Source organism: Microbacterium sp. SCPM-O-B-15248 (M128), assembly GCF_058214835.1.
On sequence record NZ_JBYQLI010000006.1, the window covers coordinates 35,133 to 50,220 of the forward strand.

A 15,088-nucleotide genomic window follows, 5' to 3' on the forward strand; every position below is an offset into this window, starting at 1 on the left:
CACACCGTGAAGGACCGCTGGCCGCTGACGTTGCGCGGCACGGGAGCGCTCGCCCTCGCGGTGATCGCCCTCGTCGTGGCTCAGCGCGCCGCGATCCCCGAGTTGATGTACTTCGGGGTGCTCATGCTGGTGCTCGTCGTGTGCGCCGCCGTCAGCACGCTCGTCGTCCGCGCCACCGGCGACGTCGTGCGAACGGTGTCGCCCGAGGTGGCCGAGGTGGGCGGCATCGCCGAGGTGCAGTTGTCCGTGCGGGTGCGTACTCCGCTCCCCACACTCCCGGGGAGATGGTCGGACGCGGTACCCGCGGGCCTGGACGGCCGGGCCGAGGGCGCCTTCCCCGCCGCCGCGTCCACCCTGCGGCGAGCGGGATCCCCGGTCCGCGTGCGGTACGAGGCGATGGGGGTGGCGCGCGGGACGTACACCCTCGGCCCCCTGCGGGTGTCCACGACCGATCCGTTCGGCCTGATCCGCCGGCGCTTCCGCGTCGGTCTCGCCACCCCCGTCACCGTCGCTCCGACGATCGTCGAGCTCGGCGCACTCCCCCAGACCCCGGGCGAGGCCGGAGGAACGCGCCAGAGCGCGGCGCTGCAGCTGGGTCAGGGCGCCGACAACCTCGTCGCCCGCCCCTACGCTCCGGGCGACTCGATGCGCCGCATCCACTGGCGCGCGACCGCGCACCGCGACACGCTCATGGTCCGGCAGGAGGAGCAGGAGTCCAGCCCCGCGGCGACGGTCGTGCTCGACCGCGCGCTCTCCCGCTGGTCCCCGAGCGCCGCCGACGCACCGGGCGGCGACCCGGCGTTCGAGACGGCGGTCTCGGCGTGCGTCTCCGCGGTGGCACGCCTCGTGCACGAGGGGTACACCGTCGACGTGGTCGACAGCGATGGCGAGCTGCTCGCCGAGCCCGTCGAAGGCGGGGAGGATGCCGAGGCCCGGGCGGTCGCGGCATCCTTCGCGACCCTCCGCGCGCGTGCCGACGCGTCGACGCGACGTGTCCTCCCCGCCTCGGCGGCCGCGATGCTCGGCCCCCTCGTCGTGATCACCGGTCGACTGCAGCTCGATGACGTCCTCGCCCTGCGCTCCGGGGCTCACCGCTCGGCCCTGCCCGTGCTGATCTCGGTGTCCGACACCGCGGATCTCGAGGCGGCGAGGTCGACGGGCTGGCACGCGACCGTGCTGCACCCCGGCGGCGACGTCGCCCGGGCGTGGGACGAAGCGACGCGATCGGAGGCCGTCGGTGTCGCGGGCTGACGCGCCGATGCTGCGTCCGGCACGCCGCTTCCGGGACACGGCGCTGCTGTCGCTCGGCGTCTTCGCGGGGATCGTCGCCGCACTGCTGCCGGTGTTCTCCGTGATCGCGCCGGGCACCTGGACGGCGGGGGCGCTCACCGCGGCGGCCGCGGTGCTCGCTTCCGGTCTCGCGATGCGTTTCTTCGCGCTTCCCGCCATCGCGGCGACCGTCCTGGAGGTCGTCGTCGCGGTGGTCCTGCTCACCGCGATGTTCGGTCGCTCCACAGCTCTGCTCGGCGTCATCCCCACCCCCGCCACGATCGCCTCGGTTCCGGGGCTGTTCGCCGCGGCATCCGAAGAGGTCCGCCTGGGGGTCGCGCCGGTCGTCCCGGGCACGGGATTGTCCTTCGTCCTGGTGGGCGCGATCGCGGGTCTGGCGATCGTCCTGGACCACGTCGTCCTCACGGCACGGATGCCGCTGCTGGGCGGTATCGGTCTCGTGGCCGTGTCGCTCATCCCGACCATCGCCATCCCCGCCGACGTGAACGTGCCCGCGGTGCTCGCGCTGGCCGCCGCCATCCTCTTCCTGCTCCGCATGGACACCCGCGCCCGTACGCGCGCGGTCGGGTCCTCCGGCCGCCGTCTCGGACCGCGCGTGTGGGGGGCCTCGTCCACGGCGATCGGGATCGCGGCCGTCGCCGTGGTCGTGACCGTCGTGGCCGTGCCCCTCCTCCCCCAGCCCGGACTGCGCTTCGCCTCGGGGAGCGGTGCCGGGTTCGGGACGACGATCAATCCCAACCTCGAGCTGGGAAGCGACCTGCGCCAACCGAGAGAGGTCGACGTGTTGTCGTTCACCACGACGGCACCGACGCCGCCGTACCTGCGGGCGGTCACGCTGTCGCGGTTCGACGGGACCGTATGGGAGCCGGACACGGGCGACACCGTCACGGTCCCCGGCGACGGGCCGGTGTTCGATCCGGTGCAGGTGGACGGCGACGTCACCCTGGCCGACTGGACCACGACGATCACCGTCGGCGAGCTCGACAGCCCCTGGCTGCCCATTCCCTATCCCGCCTCGACGGTGACCGGGCTCGAGGGCGAGTGGCTCGGCCTTCCCGACAACCGCACGATCGTGTCGCGTGCGGGATCCTCGCGCGATCAGAAGTACCAGGCCGAGGCGGTCGTGCCGCGACCCACGCTCGAGCAGATCCGCTCGCGGCCCGTCGGGAGCGACGAACTGCCCGACGCCGTGCGCTCCCTTCCGCCGGATGTGCCCGCCATCATCGGCGACACGGCACGCTCGGTCACGGCCGGTGCGCAGTCGCCCTACGACGCCCTCGTCGCGCTGCAGTCCTGGTTCCGCAGCAGCGAGTTCCGCTACTCGCTCGATGCGCCCGTGGAGGCGGGGTTCGACGGGGCGGGTATGGATGCCGTGGCCCGCTTCCTGCAGGAACGCACCGGCTACTGCGTCCACTTCGCCTCGGCGTTCGCCGTCATGGCCCGCACGCTCGACATGCCCTCGCGCATCGTCGTGGGCTACTTGCCCGGGACACGGGTGGGCAGCGTCGAGCAGGGCCAGACGGAGTTCACCGTCACCTCCCGCCAGCTGCACGCGTGGCCCGAGGTCTACTTCCGAGGCATCGGGTGGGTGCCGTTCGAACCGACCAACAGCCTCGGCGTCCCCACGAACTTCGCCTCCGGCACGACGGGCGGGTCGACGAACCCCGCGGACACCCCCGAGCAGCAGGATGCCGCGACCCCCGGCGCCACTCGCGCCCCGGCTCCACAGCTCGGCGATCAGGACGGCCCGGGTTCCAGCGCCTCGGGGGCCGGCGCGGTCAACGGGCAGAGCCCCGTCGGCGTGCTGCTCACCGTCGCCGGCATGGTGCTGCTCCTCCTCGTCGCGGCGCCCGCCGTCGTCCGCGCCGGGCGACGCCGTTCGCGGGCGCAGCTCATCCTCGGCGGGGACGCGGCCGCGGCGTGGACGGAGATCCGGGCGGATGCGGTGGATCTCGGCATCCCCTCGCCCGACGCCGAGTCGCCGCGCGCGTTCGCCGCGCGTCTCGTCGACGCGCACGGGGTGGGCGCGGACGACGTACGGCTGCTGCGGGACGCCCTCGAACACGCGATCTACGCCGAGCAGACGGTCGACCCGGCTCGGGGTCCCGCCCTGGCCGACGCCGTCGCGCGCGTGCGGACGGGGCTCCGCGCGAGCGCGACCCCGGCACGTCGCCTCACGGCCGTCATCCTCCCCCGCTCGCTCGCGCGGCGATCGGGTGCCCCGGCGGTCGAGGTGCCCGAGTCCGTCGGCTGAGGCGCCCGTTCTCGATGGGTTGCGAGAGGGCTCTCGAAGCTACGATGAGCCCCACCCGTCGGGGCGAGGATCGTCTATGAGGGCAGTCACGCAATGGCTATTGGACTGGCTCGCGAGGAGCCGCTGATCAAACGGCACGCGCCTGCGGCTCTGCCGAGAGTCCACCATGGCCCGTGGATGGAAAGGAGCGGACGGGAGCTGAGATGAAGACCACCGAAGTGCGGGCGAAGCACGTCGAAGCGGCAGTCCACAGCGCCGAGATCGAAGGGCTACGCATCAACAGCACGACCCTGACGGACGCAGACGCCTACGTTGCGGGAAAGATCGACTCGACCGAGCTCATCGATCGGGTCCGCACCCGGTATGGCCTCTCCTGAGGTTGTCGACCCGTATCCGATCCCGAGAACGAACGTCCTGGCGAACCCGCCCTGCTGAGCTTCCAGACGCGCCAGAACGGCACGAACGCGAGAACCCCGCCCAGGCTTTCGCGTGGACGGGGTTCTCCCCGTGGCGGAAGTGACAGGATTTGAACCTGCGAGGCGAGTTACCCCGCCTACATGGATTCCAGCCATGCTCCTTAGGCCGCTCGGACACACTTCCAACAGACGATCTTACACGGCGGGAGCGGCGCCCCTGGCGCAGCGCCTCCGCGTCAGCGCGCCGCGAGCTGCGCGAGGAACTCGTCGGCGGCGTCGACCTGTCGACGCAAGGCATCGCGACGCTCGGCCGCCTCGGCGCGGATGCCGTCCAGCCGGGCGCGCAGCGCGGCGTCGCCGGGGGCATCGGCGAGGCCGTCGACGACGGCGAGCAGCTCCCCCATCTGCTCGAGGGAGTAGCCGAGCGGCTTCATGCGCCGGATGAGGAGCAGGCGCGACTCGTCGTCGGGCGTGTACAGCCGGAACCCGCCGTCGGAGCGGGCGGAGGGCCGCAACAGGCCGATCTCGTCGTAGTGACGGAGGGTGCGGATCGACAGCCCCGTCCGTTCGGCGAGTTCGCCGATCTGCATCGGCCGGGCCTGGTCCATGGCATCCCCGATCCCGTAACTCTCTCGTTACGGTAGAGTTGGCGCGGTCGCGATCGCGACCCCCTCGATTCTCCCCCACCTCCCCCTGGAGTCCTTCGTGACCGACGTCTTCGCGCGCCCGCGCCCCGAACCGACCGTCCTCCAGGCGCTGCGGTCGCCGCGTCTGCTGACGCGCGAGACCCTGGCCGGCCTCGTCGTGGCGATCGCCCTCATCCCCGAGGCGATCGCGTTCTCGATCATCGCCGGCGTCGACCCGCGCCTGGGCCTGTTCTCGTCGTTCGTGATGGCGGTGGCCATCTCGTTCCTCGGCGGGCGGCCGGCCATGATCTCGGCGGCGACCGGGGCCATCGCGCTCGTCATCGCCCCCGTCGCCCGCGAGCACGGCGTCGACTACCTGCTCGCGACCGTCATCCTCGGCGGACTGCTCCAGGTCGTCCTCGGTCTCCTCGGTGTCGCGAAGCTCATGCGCTTCATCCCTCGCAGCGTCATGGTCGGCTTCGTCAACGCGCTCGCGATCCTGATCTTCACCGCCCAAGTGCCGCAACTCATCGGCGTGCCCTGGGCGGTGTACCCGATCGCCGCGGCGGGCCTGGCCATCATGTACCTCTTGCCCCGCCTGACCACCGTCGTGCCCGCCCCGCTCGTCGCGATCGTGCTGCTCACCGGCGCCGCCGTGGTCTTCGGCATCTCGGTGCCTACCGTCGGCGACCAGGGAGCGCTGCCCGAGAGCCTTCCGGCGCTGCTGATCCCGAACGTGCCGGTGTCGTGGGAGACGCTCGGCATCATCTTCCCGTTCGCCGTCGCGATGGCGATCGTCGGCCTGCTGGAGTCGCTCATGACCGCGGCGCTCGTCGACGAGATCACCGACACTCCGTCGTCGAAGACGCGCGAGTCGCTCGGACAGGGCGCGGCGAACGTCCTCTCGGGCCTGTTCGGGGGAATGGGCGGATGCGCGATGATCGGCCAGACGATGATCAACGTCAAGGCGTCCGGTGCGCGCACCCGCATCTCGACGTTCCTGGCAGGGGTGTTCCTGCTGATCCTCGTGCTCGCGTTCGGCGACGTCGTGGCGATCATCCCCATGGCCGTGCTCGTGGCCGTCATGATCGTGGTCTCGATCGCCACGTTCGACTGGCACAGCATCCGCCCCGCGACCCTCCGGCGGATGCCGCTGAGCGAGACCGCGGTGATGATCGTGACCGTCGCGGTGACGGTGTGGACCCACAACCTGGCGATCGGGGTGGGCGTGGGCGTCGTCGCCGCCGCCGTGCTGTTCGCCCGGCGCGTGGCGAGTGTCACCGTCGTGCACCGCACGGTCGAGGGCGACTTGGCCCGGTACCGCGTCGAGGGCGAGCTCTTCTTCGCGTCGAGCAACGACCTCACCACGAAGTTCGTCTACCACCTCGACCCGGCGCGGGTAGAGATCGACCTCTCCGGATCCCATGTCTGGGACGCCTCCACCGTGGCTGCCCTCGACGCGGTGCAGACCAAGTACGCCCACCTCGGGAAGAGTGTCGAGATCACGGGGATGAACGCGCACACCGCGCGGCTGCACGAGCGCCTCAGCGGCGGCGTCACCGGCGCGCACTGACGCGCGGGCGCCTACGAACGCAGCGTCGTCGACGGCGTCTCAGCGAACTCGGCCCGGTACATCGCCGCGAAACGACCGAGGTTGGAGAACCCCCACCGTGCGGCGATCGCCGCGACGGTGTCCACCGAGGGGTCAGCGGCGCGGAGTTCGGCGCGAGCCGCGTCCAGGCGGACGCGGCGGACGTACTGCATCGGTGTGCGTCCGGTCGCGGTACGGAAGGCGTATTGCAGACCGCGCGGAGACAATCGCGCCGCCTCGGCGATGTCGGCCAACGAGACCGGCCCGGGGGCGTTCGCCTCGATGTACGCCTTGGCGCGCCGCACCGGTGCCGGCAAAGGTCGGGCGGGTCGCCCCGCGGCGAGGGACTCGGTGAACGTCGTCGGAAAAGTCATCAGCGACGCCTCGAGCAGCAGCGAACGCACCTGCTGCTCGATCATCGGGCTGCGCTCGGACGAGCGCAGCAGCACGTCGCGGCCGTACTCCCACGTCCGGGTCCAGTACCGCAGCCGGTGGTCGGAGATCGGCGCGTGCCCCGTCGGGCGCACGCGCAGTGTGTCGTCCCCGTTGAGCCGGCGAGCGGCCGCGTCCACATCGGAGCGTGCGAACGACATCGCGGTGCCGGCGATGCGTCCGGAGAAGGCGATCTCGACCGGACGATCGATCACCATGAACGGCACCGTGGTGTCGATACGGTCGCGCCGGTAGGTGGCGCGGATGCGGGGACCGGCGATCCATCCGACGACCATCTGGTCTTCCGGATCGGAGTCGACCACCATCGTCGAGCCGATCGAGTAGTCGCAGAAGCCGAAGCCGGGGTCGACGGCGCCGGAGAAGACGAAGGCGGGCTGGATGTCGTCGGCCCGCGAGATGCGGGCCCCGGGGACCACCGTCTGCCACAGCTCTTCCACCGTTGCGGTGTCACGGGTCTCGACGCGCGTATGTTCCACGGATCGTTCCTACGTTCGCGCTGCCGAAAGCGGCTAGGCCGTTGCGCCGTGCGACGATGTATGCGATGGAACCGCTCTCACGTCGACGGTGATGCACGTGTCGGTCCGCGGGGACTCATAATCGAAAAGCCCTCGCCGCACTCGCGGCACGACCGACGGGATGCCACATGCCCTTCCGCACCATCGCCACGCTGCAGTCGTGGGTCGACGACTTCCGATCGCTCGGCTACGACGACGCCGAGACCTTGCGCGTCATCCCGCAAGACGACGACGACTCCGACGCGGGGCTGATCGCCGCCCGGCTGCGCAGCGTCTCGACCACGTTCTACGTGGCCCCCGGAACCGAGGAGGGTTCCGGCGGATGGTCGGTGACCTTCGAACCCCGCGAGAACGCTGCCCCGCTCGGCTCGGCCCGCGTCCTCGCCCTCTCCGGCGAACTCGCGATGCTCTCGGCCCTGTGCACGTTCCTGCAGGCGCGCGCCGAGGCGTTCGTCGACCCCCGCGCCTGAGCGCTCGTCACCGGCGTCGCCGAGGACGGGTCGCCGAGATCAGCGCGAGGCCGCGCCGGCCGCCGCGAGGCGGGAGGCCGTCCCCGCGACCGTGAGGCGCTCCAGCACCGTCGCGACGGTGTCGGCCTCGGTGGGCTCCATCGTCGCGACGGCGGCGTCGATGGCGGCATCGAACGCGCGTAGCGACGACCACGGCGGCGCGTCCAGGTCGACGATCGCGGTGATGTGGTTGACTCGGCGGTCCTCGGCGTCGAGGTCGCGCCTCACCGTTCCGCGCTGCACGAGACGATCGATGAGGGTCGTCACCCCGGCCGAGGTGATGCCCAGGTGGTCGCGGACGTGCGAGGGTCGCGCGCCGGGGTTGTCCGCGACGAACAGGAGCGCCTTCGCGTCGAGTTCGTTCAAGGACAGCGCGCGTCGTGCCTCCGCCAGCGCGGCGCGACGCGCTTCGTCGTAGGCCCGGAGAGCGCGCCCGAGAGCGGAGCCCTGCGCGGGCGGCGTCGACGTGTCGGAGGAGGTGTGCACGACCCCTGATCGTACTCACCTCACGGGCTCCGCGAGGGCCCTTGTGCCCCGCACGATCACCGATCGCCGCCCGAACGGGCTCGGGTACGCGGCGGAGCGGACCGAGGGCCGGAGGCACGGCATCCCGATTCACCCGTCGCACGCGTTCACGAAATGGTCTTCGCGGCGTAACCCGCCGCCCGGGGTCGACCCCGCACCATGGGGAAACCGCAAGAAGCGGTGATCGATCCGGCTCCGTTCGGCGGCGCCCCTCCCCGGAAAGCGGTCGCGATGAACCGACCCGTGCGCGTGCTGTCCCTGTACGAGGGATTCTTCGCCGGAGGCGCCCGAATCCTCCATTCCGACGTCGTCGCCGGCCTGGCCGCCGCGGGATCGCAAGAGCATCGCGTGCTCTCGCTCACCTCGGCAGCCCGCCGTGACGGTTCGGTGCAGCACGCCCACGACGACACGCGGTTCCGGGCCCTGCGCGCCGCCGGCGTGCACATCGACACGTTCGACCGCGTCGCCGGCGGGCAGCCGATGACCCCGGAGTCGTTCAGCGCGGCCGAACTCGCGCACGCCGCGGACCTGATCGCGGATGCCGACATCGTGCTGTCGCTGAAGGAACAGCCGCTGAGCCTCATCGTCGCCCTGGAGCGCGCGGGGATGCTTCCGGACCGCCCGACCGCCGCGTGTCTGCACCGGTCCGACCCCACGCACTCCGGCCCGGCGCTCGGATGGCTCCTGGACGCGAGCGCCTCGGGAGCGGTGTCGGCGACGATCTCCTGCGCGGCGTCGACCTCGCTGGCCTACGAACGCGCCGGCGTCTTCACCCGGCAGGCGTGGGTGATCGACAACGGCATCGACACGCGCCGGTTCCGCCCCGGGACGCGCGCCGAGCGGCGCGGCATCCGCTTCGGGCTCGGCATCCCCGAGTCGGCTCCGGTCGTGCTGCTGGCCGCGCGGTTCGATGCGATGAAGGACCCGGCGCTGTTCCTGGATGCCGTGGCGCTCCACGCGCGCCGCCACCCCGGCGCCCACTACGTCATGTGCGGTTCGGGGATGACCCACAGCAACCCCGGTTTCGCGGCGCTCGTCGCCGAAGCGGGACTCGACGCGGGTGTGCCGCTGCACGCGCTGGGGCTGCGCGAAGACATGCCGGAGCTGTACCGCATCGCCGACGTCGTCGCCCTCACCAGCGCCTTCGGCGAGGCCTCGCCGCTGTGCCTGGCCGAGGGGGCGGCATCCGGTGCGATCCCGGTCACGACCGAGGTCGGCGACGCGGCGCGCGTGGTCGCGGGCGTCGGTCTGGTGACCCCGCGCGACGCCGGAGCGATCGCCGGGGCGTGGCACGAGGCGCTCTCGCGGCGCATCGAGTTGCGCTGGGCCGCGATCTCGGCGCGGGCCCGGATGGACCGCCGACGGATGATCGCCGATTACCGCGGGGCGATCGAAGGGCTCGCCCTGGCGGACGCGCTCGCGGCGTGACGCTCGGCTCAGGCTCGCCCTGGCGGACGCGCTCACGGCCTGACGCTCGGCTCGGGCTCGCCCTGGCGGACGCGCTCACGGTCTGACGCTCGGCTCGGGTTCGCCCTGGCGGACGCGCTCACGGCCTGACGCTCGGCTCGGGCTCGCCCTGGCGGACGCGCTCGCGGCCTGACGCTCGGCTCGGGTTCGGACTGTCAACCCTCGTGCGCGTGCGCGCCGCAGCGGGTGGAGTGGGATGCACCCCAATCCGAAGGAGGACGAGATGACCCCGCAGCCCGCCCAGCAGCAAGACGTGCCCGGCACCGACCGGGCGATGGATCCGAAGCCCGATTACGGCCAGGACAGCTACCGCGGTTCGGGCCGCCTCGACGGCAAGGTGGCGCTCATCACCGGCGGCGACAGTGGCATCGGCAAGGCCGTCGCGCTGGCCTTCGCTCGCGAAGGGGCGGACGTCGCGATCGCGTATCTGAACGAGCATGAGGATGCCGAAGAGGCCCGGCGCTTCGTCGAGGAGGCCGGCCGCCGCGCGATCCTCCTGCCCGGCGACGTGTCCGATCCTCAGCACTGCCGCGACCTGGTGGCGCACACCGTCGATCAGCTCGGCGGTCTCGATGTGCTCGTGAGCAATGCGGCCTTCCAGATGAGCCACGACACCCTCGAAGAGGTGTCGGACGACGAGTGGGACTACACGTGGGCGACGAACGTCAGCGCCTACTTCCACCTGGTCAAGGCGGCCTTGCCGCATCTGAAGGAGGGGGCCTCGATCATCGGATCGAGTTCGGTCAACTCCGACATGCCGAATCCGACGCTCCTGCCCTACGCCGCGACGAAGGCCGCCATCGCCAACATGACCGCGTCTCTCGCGCAGCTTCTCGCCGAGCGCGGCATCCGTGCCAACAGCGTGGCCCCGGGTCCGGTGTGGACACCGCTGATCCCCGCCACGATGCCGGCCGAGAAGGTGGCGAGCTTCGGGGAGCAGACGCCGATGGGTCGCGCAGGTCAGCCGGCCGAACTCGCGCCGGTGTACGTGCTGCTCGCCTCGGACGAGGCCAGCTACGTCTCGGGCGCACGCGTAGCGGTCACCGGCGGCAAGCCGATCCTCTGACGCGAGGGGCGCCCCGGATGGCGGGGCGTCCCGCCCTCAGCGCAGGGGCTCCCCGGAGCGCGGGGCGTCCCGCCCTCAGCGCAGAGGCGCCCAGGCAGCCACCGCGATCACGACGATCACGAGCAGCGCCACCGCGGCCTGCACGCACATCAGGACCGCGAAGACGTACCCCTGCGCCGGGCCACGCCGCCCGGTGAGGCCGTTGACGGCGATCGCGGCGAAGATCCCCACCTGAACGGCGATCCCGATCCACGCCCACGCCGCCACGATCGGGACCGACAGCGCGAAGAGCACCACCGCGATGAGGGCGAGCACCCCGGAGGCCGCGATCCACACGAGCGGTTTCGGCCGGCGCACGGCATCCTGGTTCGTCACCTTCGTGGGGTCGACGTGTCGATCAGGGGTCACGGGGTCCTTCCGGTTCAACGGCGAGCAGCGAGCGTACGACCGGCTCCCCCCTCAGCCCGACGGGGTTGACACGCCCCCGCAACCCCCGCCCGCACCATAGACGGCGGGCGGAGGCGGCACCATCCCCGCCGTGGGGTGCGCGAACCGTGCCTACAGTGAGTCATGACCGCGAGCATCCTCTCTCTCGGCACGGCGCTGCCCCGCACCCGTGTCACCCAGTCGGCGCTGCGCGATCTCTTCGCCGCCCAGCCCGGATTCGACCGACGCAGCCAGCGTCTGGTGGGGGCCGCTTTCGACGCCGCGGCCATCGACACCCGGCATACGGTGCTGCCGCAGCTCGCCGACGTGACCGCGGACGGCCTCACCGTGCGCGACGCCGACGGGCTGCTGATGCCCCCGACCGGGGCGCGCAACGACGAATACCGCCGGACCGCGCCCGCGCTGTTCGCCGAGGCGGCCACGGCCGCGATCGCCGGCTCCGGTCGGGGAGCGGATGCCATCACGCACGTCGTGACCGTCTCGTGCACGGGCATGTTCGCCCCCGGCCCGGACTTCCTCCTCGTCCGCGACCTGGGCTTGTCCGCGACCGTCGAGCGCTATCACCTCGGCTTCATCGGGTGTGCCGCGGCGATCCCGGCGCTGCGCCTCGCCGCACGCATCGTCGCGGCCGACCCCGCGGCCGTGGTCCTGGTCGCCGCAGCCGAACTGTGCTCGCTGCACTGGCAGACCTCGTCGCATCCGGACCAGATCGTCGCCGCGTCGGTGTTCGCCGACGGAGCGGCCGCAGCGGTCGTGGCATCCGCCGACCCCGATCGCGCCGGCCTCGACCTCGAGGGGTTCGCGACGCACCTGACCGGCGAGGGCGAGAAGGACATGGCCTGGACGGTCGGTGATTTCGGCTTCGAGATGACGCTCACCGCCGAGGTCCCGCGCATCATCGGCCGCGAGATCGCCGCCATCGCCGCCGACGTGCTGGGCGATCTCGGCGAGGTCGACGCGTGGGCTGTGCACCCCGGCGGGCGGAGCATCCTCGACCGGGTCGAGTCGGCCCTGTCCCTGGATGCCACCGCCCTCGCGCCCTCGCGCGAGGTGCTGCGCGCGCACGGGAACATGTCCAGCGCGACGCTGCTGTTCATCCTGCGGGACCTGCTCGCCGACGAGGCGCTCGTCGACGGCGATCGCGTGGCCGCTCTGGCCTTCGGGCCGGGGCTGACGGTGGAGGCGGCGCGCCTCGTGCTGCGCCGGCCGACAGCGTGAGCGTCCGGGCTGTGATCGGCGTGGGCGAGGGGCGCGCGTGAACCGCGGGCCGGCGACCGTGCGCCGGGGGCTCGCGTCGCGCGACACCGAGCTCACCGAGTTGATGGACGCCGCCGATTGCGATCCGCGTCGGCTCGCGGCGACCTATCGACGTTTCGACCTGGTCAACCGCGCCGTGTCGGCGTGGGGCCGCGTGTACGCCACGGAACTCCGGCCGCGACTGCGGGCGCTGGATCGACCGGCGCGCGTCCTGGACCTCGGCTGCGGCGGCGGCGACGTCGTGGTGCGTCTCGCGGGCCTCGCGGCGCGCGACGGACTCGACGTCGAGTGGGTCGGTGCCGACCCGGATCCTCGCGCCCTCGTGGCGGCGCGCGAGCGTGAAAGGGCCGGTGTCCGTTTCGTCGCCCGGACCTCGACCGAGCTGCTCGCCGCGGGCGACGCGTTCGACGTCGTGCTGTCCAACCACGTCCTGCACCACCTCGATGCGGCGCAGCTGCGGGAGTTCGCGGACGACTCCCGGGCTCTCGCCCGCTCGGTCGTGCTGCACGCCGACATCGCGCGGGGCCGGTGGGCTTACGTTCTGTACGCGCTGGGGGTGACGCCGCTCGCGCCGGGAACGTTCCTGCGCACCGACGGTCTGCGGTCGATCCGGCGCAGCTACCGCCCCGACGAGTTGGCCCGCGCGCTCGGCGAGCCTTGGCGGGTGCAGACCCCGGCGCCGTTCCGGCTCCTGGCCGCGGCCGCGGGAACGGCCGACGTCGATGCCTGAGGTGCTCGTGGTGGGAGCGGGTCCGGTGGGCCTGGCGCTCGCGGCCGACCTGCGCGCCCGCGGCGTCGACGTCGAGGTGCTGGAGCGGCGGGAATCGATAGATGCCGGGACCCGGGCGATCGGCATCCACTCCCCCGCTCTCGCCCACCTGGAGACGTCCGGAGCCACCGACGCGCTGCTGGAGCGCGCGGTGCGCATCCGTCGCGGGGAGGCGCGCGCGGACGGCCGGATGCTCGCCGCGATCCGCTTCGATCGGCTGCACGTGCGGCATCCGTACGTCGCGGCGCTCCCTCAGGCCGACACCGTCGCCGTGTTGTCCCGGCTCGCCCCGCCGGTGCGGCGCGGGATGCGCGTGACCGGAGTGCACGACGACGGGACGTCGGGGCGGGTCCTCGCCGTCGGGCCGCACGGCGAGGAAGAGATCCGCGCTGCGGTGGTGGTCGTGGCATCCGGATGGTCGGGACGAGACCTCGTGTATCGCCCGGGCGCCGTGCGCACGTGCCACTACCCCGACCGCTACGCGATGGTCGACGTCGAAGCCCCCGGCGAGTCGACGGCGCTCGTACATCTCGAGCGCGGCGGGGTCGTGGAGTCGTTCCCTCTTCCGGGCGGCCGGCGGCGGCTGGTCGCGTGGGCGGGCACGGCGGACGTGTCGGATGCCGAGGGCTTCCTGCGGGATGCCCTGGTGGACCGCGTGCGGGTCGAGGTCAACACTTCGGGGGCATCGACGTTCCGCGTGCGCCGCGCGGTCGCCCCGGCGCTCCGGCGGGGGCGGGTCATCGTCGTCGGCGACGCGGCGCACGAGGTGAGCCCGATCGGCGGGCAGGGGATGAACCTCGGTCTGCTCGACGCGCTCACCGTGGCACCGCTCCTGCAGCGGTGGGTGCGCGGCGACGAGCCCACGGGCATCGCGCGGTGGGAGCGGGACCGGGTGGCGTCGGCGCGGCACGCCGCGCGGCTGGCGTTCCTGAACACGCTGCTCGGGCGTGCGGCCGGGCGGGGCGGGCACGCCGCGCGATCGGCGGCACTGCGCGCCCTGCTGCGCGGTCCGGGCGGGGCGGTGTTCGCCCGCGCGTATGCGATGCGGTTCGACCGGGCGGCGCGGTAGGCGTCGAGTTGTGCGTTGGGGTGGTCTCGGCATCCGGCCGCCCACGGTTTGTAGAGTGAGGCGATGCGTGGACGACGGATGGTGCTCCCGATCGCTGTTCTCGTGCTCGCGGGCGCACTGAGCTCCTGCGGTGTGGTGCGTCCCGCCGAGGTCGATCGCGTCGATGAGATCACGGTCACCGGAGGCACATGTCGTGTCGAGTGGTGGCTCGCGGGGGTGACGGACGGAGCGACCGACGAGGCATGGGGTGTCGCCCGAGCCGCCCTCGCGCAGTCGACTGTCGACAGCGAGGAAGCCCACGAGTGGTACCGGACCCTCACCGAGCTGGACGACACGCAATGGCCCTCCGCCGCCGTGCTCGAGGGCGCGGTGCATCGCGAAGTCGTCCGCGCGGACGTTCGGGAAGCCCTCGCGGACGCAGGCTTCCCCGATCATGAACGGGTCATCGAGACGTACTCGTCACTGCACTGCTCGGCCTGACCTGGGCAACCGGGTGCGGGGCCTCGCCCGGCTCCGAACGCGCATCTACGGTCGAGCCATGATGCTCCGCGCTTACCGTCGCTCTCTGTGGCTCCCCGTTCCGCTGGGGGCGGCGCTGGGCACGGTGACGGGATTCGCGTTCTCGGTGACGGGAAACCCGGACTATCTGGTGACCCGGGGCAGTGGCGGGGCGCCCTCCTTTGCGCTTCTCGGTGCGGTCGTCGGTGTGGGCACCGCAGTGCTGGCGCAGGTCGGCGGCATCGTCGCCTTCCGTCTTCTCCCCGACGCAGACCGAGCCGTCGAGCGGGCGAGAACCGGCGCCGCCCTCGCGGTCGTCGGGAGTTGGCTCGCTCT

15 protein-coding genes and 1 tRNA gene are annotated in these 15,088 nt (G+C 72.4%); 11 read left to right on the forward strand and 5 right to left on the reverse strand.

Annotated elements, in window-relative coordinates; genetic code table 11:
* The first annotated feature begins 6 nt into the window (after nucleotides 1-6).
* The 3 genes from AC3E6M_RS11295 (at nucleotide 7) to AC3E6M_RS11305 (ending at nucleotide 3,921) form a co-directional block, all read left to right on the forward strand.
* Nucleotides 7-1,251, forward strand: a complete 1,245-nt coding sequence (locus tag AC3E6M_RS11295; protein WP_490529932.1) for a DUF58 domain-containing protein — start codon at nucleotides 7-9, stop codon at nucleotides 1,249-1,251.
* Nucleotides 1,252-1,258: 7 nt separating this feature from the next.
* A complete protein-coding gene (locus AC3E6M_RS11300; RefSeq protein ID WP_490529933.1) occupies nucleotides 1,259-3,544 on the forward strand; it encodes a transglutaminase TgpA family protein in 2,286 nt (761 codons plus the stop codon).
* A 203-nt stretch (nucleotides 3,545-3,747) separates the two neighbouring features.
* Nucleotides 3,748-3,921: an antitoxin VbhA family protein gene (locus AC3E6M_RS11305; RefSeq protein ID WP_490529934.1), complete on the forward strand. Its 174-nt coding sequence runs from the start codon at nucleotides 3,748-3,750 to the stop codon at nucleotides 3,919-3,921.
* 131 nt (nucleotides 3,922-4,052) lie between these two features.
* Here AC3E6M_RS11305 and AC3E6M_RS11310 read toward each other — a convergent pair.
* Nucleotides 4,053-4,144, reverse strand: a tRNA-Ser gene (locus tag AC3E6M_RS11310).
* 52 nt (nucleotides 4,145-4,196) lie between these two features.
* Nucleotides 4,197-4,568: a MerR family transcriptional regulator gene (locus AC3E6M_RS11315; protein WP_490529935.1), complete on the reverse strand. Its 372-nt coding sequence runs from the start codon at nucleotides 4,566-4,568 to the stop codon at nucleotides 4,197-4,199.
* 97 nt (nucleotides 4,569-4,665) lie between these two features.
* Here AC3E6M_RS11315 and AC3E6M_RS11320 point away from each other — a divergent pair, with 97 nt between their 5' ends.
* Entirely contained in the window at nucleotides 4,666-6,159 is a 1,494-nt protein-coding gene (locus AC3E6M_RS11320) for a SulP family inorganic anion transporter (protein WP_490529937.1), read from the forward strand.
* 11 nt (nucleotides 6,160-6,170) lie between these two features.
* On the opposite strand, the gene AC3E6M_RS11325 is transcribed toward AC3E6M_RS11320, so the two are convergent.
* The gene (locus tag AC3E6M_RS11325) at nucleotides 6,171-7,106 is read right to left on the reverse strand and encodes an AraC family transcriptional regulator (protein WP_490529938.1); all 936 of its coding nucleotides are present in this window, start codon (nucleotides 7,104-7,106) and stop codon (nucleotides 6,171-6,173) included.
* Between the two features lie 167 nt (nucleotides 7,107-7,273).
* Between AC3E6M_RS11325 and AC3E6M_RS11330 the strand changes: the two genes are divergently transcribed.
* Nucleotides 7,274-7,615, forward strand: coding sequence for a hypothetical protein (locus tag AC3E6M_RS11330; RefSeq protein ID WP_490529939.1), 342 nt, complete (start codon nucleotides 7,274-7,276; stop codon nucleotides 7,613-7,615).
* 39 nt (nucleotides 7,616-7,654) lie between these two features.
* On the opposite strand, the gene AC3E6M_RS11335 is transcribed toward AC3E6M_RS11330, so the two are convergent.
* Nucleotides 7,655-8,140: a MarR family winged helix-turn-helix transcriptional regulator gene (locus AC3E6M_RS11335; RefSeq protein ID WP_490529940.1), complete on the reverse strand. Its 486-nt coding sequence runs from the start codon at nucleotides 8,138-8,140 to the stop codon at nucleotides 7,655-7,657.
* 270 nt (nucleotides 8,141-8,410) lie between these two features.
* Here AC3E6M_RS11335 and AC3E6M_RS11340 point away from each other — a divergent pair, with 270 nt between their 5' ends.
* Both AC3E6M_RS11340 and AC3E6M_RS11345 read left to right on the forward strand, forming a co-directional pair.
* Nucleotides 8,411-9,607 carry a glycosyltransferase gene (locus AC3E6M_RS11340; RefSeq protein ID WP_490529941.1) on the forward strand — a complete coding sequence of 399 codons (1,197 nt, stop codon included), beginning with the start codon at nucleotides 8,411-8,413 and terminating at the stop codon, nucleotides 9,605-9,607.
* A gap of 262 nt (nucleotides 9,608-9,869) precedes the next feature.
* Nucleotides 9,870-10,712, forward strand: coding sequence for an SDR family oxidoreductase (locus tag AC3E6M_RS11345; protein WP_138176311.1), 843 nt, complete (start codon nucleotides 9,870-9,872; stop codon nucleotides 10,710-10,712).
* A gap of 75 nt (nucleotides 10,713-10,787) precedes the next feature.
* Here AC3E6M_RS11345 and AC3E6M_RS11350 read toward each other — a convergent pair whose 3' ends face one another.
* Nucleotides 10,788-11,120 carry a hypothetical protein gene (locus tag AC3E6M_RS11350; RefSeq protein ID WP_138176313.1) on the reverse strand — a complete coding sequence of 111 codons (333 nt, stop codon included), beginning with the start codon at nucleotides 11,118-11,120 and terminating at the stop codon, nucleotides 10,788-10,790.
* Between the two features lie 162 nt (nucleotides 11,121-11,282).
* On the opposite strand from AC3E6M_RS11350, the gene AC3E6M_RS11355 reads away from it, so the two are divergent.
* The 4 genes from AC3E6M_RS11355 (at nucleotide 11,283) to AC3E6M_RS11370 (ending at nucleotide 14,734) form a co-directional block, all read left to right on the forward strand.
* A complete protein-coding gene (locus AC3E6M_RS11355) occupies nucleotides 11,283-12,377 on the forward strand; it encodes a type III polyketide synthase (RefSeq protein WP_490529942.1) in 1,095 nt (364 codons plus the stop codon).
* Between the two features lie 37 nt (nucleotides 12,378-12,414).
* Entirely contained in the window at nucleotides 12,415-13,146 is a 732-nt protein-coding gene (locus AC3E6M_RS11360; RefSeq protein WP_490529943.1) for a methyltransferase domain-containing protein, read from the forward strand.
* Nucleotides 13,139-14,254: an FAD-dependent oxidoreductase gene (locus AC3E6M_RS11365; RefSeq protein WP_490529944.1), complete on the forward strand. Its 1,116-nt coding sequence runs from the start codon at nucleotides 13,139-13,141 to the stop codon at nucleotides 14,252-14,254. Before AC3E6M_RS11360 ends, AC3E6M_RS11365 begins: the two co-directional genes overlap by 8 nt.
* A 63-nt stretch (nucleotides 14,255-14,317) precedes the next feature.
* Nucleotides 14,318-14,734 (forward strand): hypothetical protein, encoded by a 417-nt coding sequence (locus AC3E6M_RS11370; RefSeq protein WP_138178317.1) that lies wholly within the window; start codon nucleotides 14,318-14,320, stop codon nucleotides 14,732-14,734.
* Nucleotides 14,735-15,088: the final 354 nt, after the last annotated feature.

Bases quoted from the DNA above. Each gene is read 5' to 3' on its own strand.
- AC3E6M_RS11370 (WP_138178317.1), top strand. From the start codon at position 14,318: ATGCGTGGACGACGGATGGTGCTCCCGATCGCTGTTCTCGTGCTCGCG.
- AC3E6M_RS11345 (WP_138176311.1), top strand. From the start codon at position 9,870: ATGACCCCGCAGCCCGCCCAGCAGCAAGACGTGCCCGGCACCGACCGG.
- AC3E6M_RS11355 (WP_490529942.1), top strand. From the start codon at position 11,283: ATGACCGCGAGCATCCTCTCTCTCGGCACGGCGCTGCCCCGCACCCGT.
- AC3E6M_RS11305 (WP_490529934.1), top strand. From the start codon at position 3,748: ATGAAGACCACCGAAGTGCGGGCGAAGCACGTCGAAGCGGCAGTCCAC.
- AC3E6M_RS11300 (WP_490529933.1), top strand. From the start codon at position 1,259: ATGCTGCGTCCGGCACGCCGCTTCCGGGACACGGCGCTGCTGTCGCTC.
- AC3E6M_RS11315 (WP_490529935.1), bottom strand. From the start codon at position 4,568: ATGGACCAGGCCCGGCCGATGCAGATCGGCGAACTCGCCGAACGGACG.
- AC3E6M_RS11330 (WP_490529939.1), top strand. From the start codon at position 7,274: ATGCCCTTCCGCACCATCGCCACGCTGCAGTCGTGGGTCGACGACTTC.
- AC3E6M_RS11365 (WP_490529944.1), top strand. From the start codon at position 13,139: ATGCCTGAGGTGCTCGTGGTGGGAGCGGGTCCGGTGGGCCTGGCGCTC.
- AC3E6M_RS11340 (WP_490529941.1), top strand. From the start codon at position 8,411: ATGAACCGACCCGTGCGCGTGCTGTCCCTGTACGAGGGATTCTTCGCC.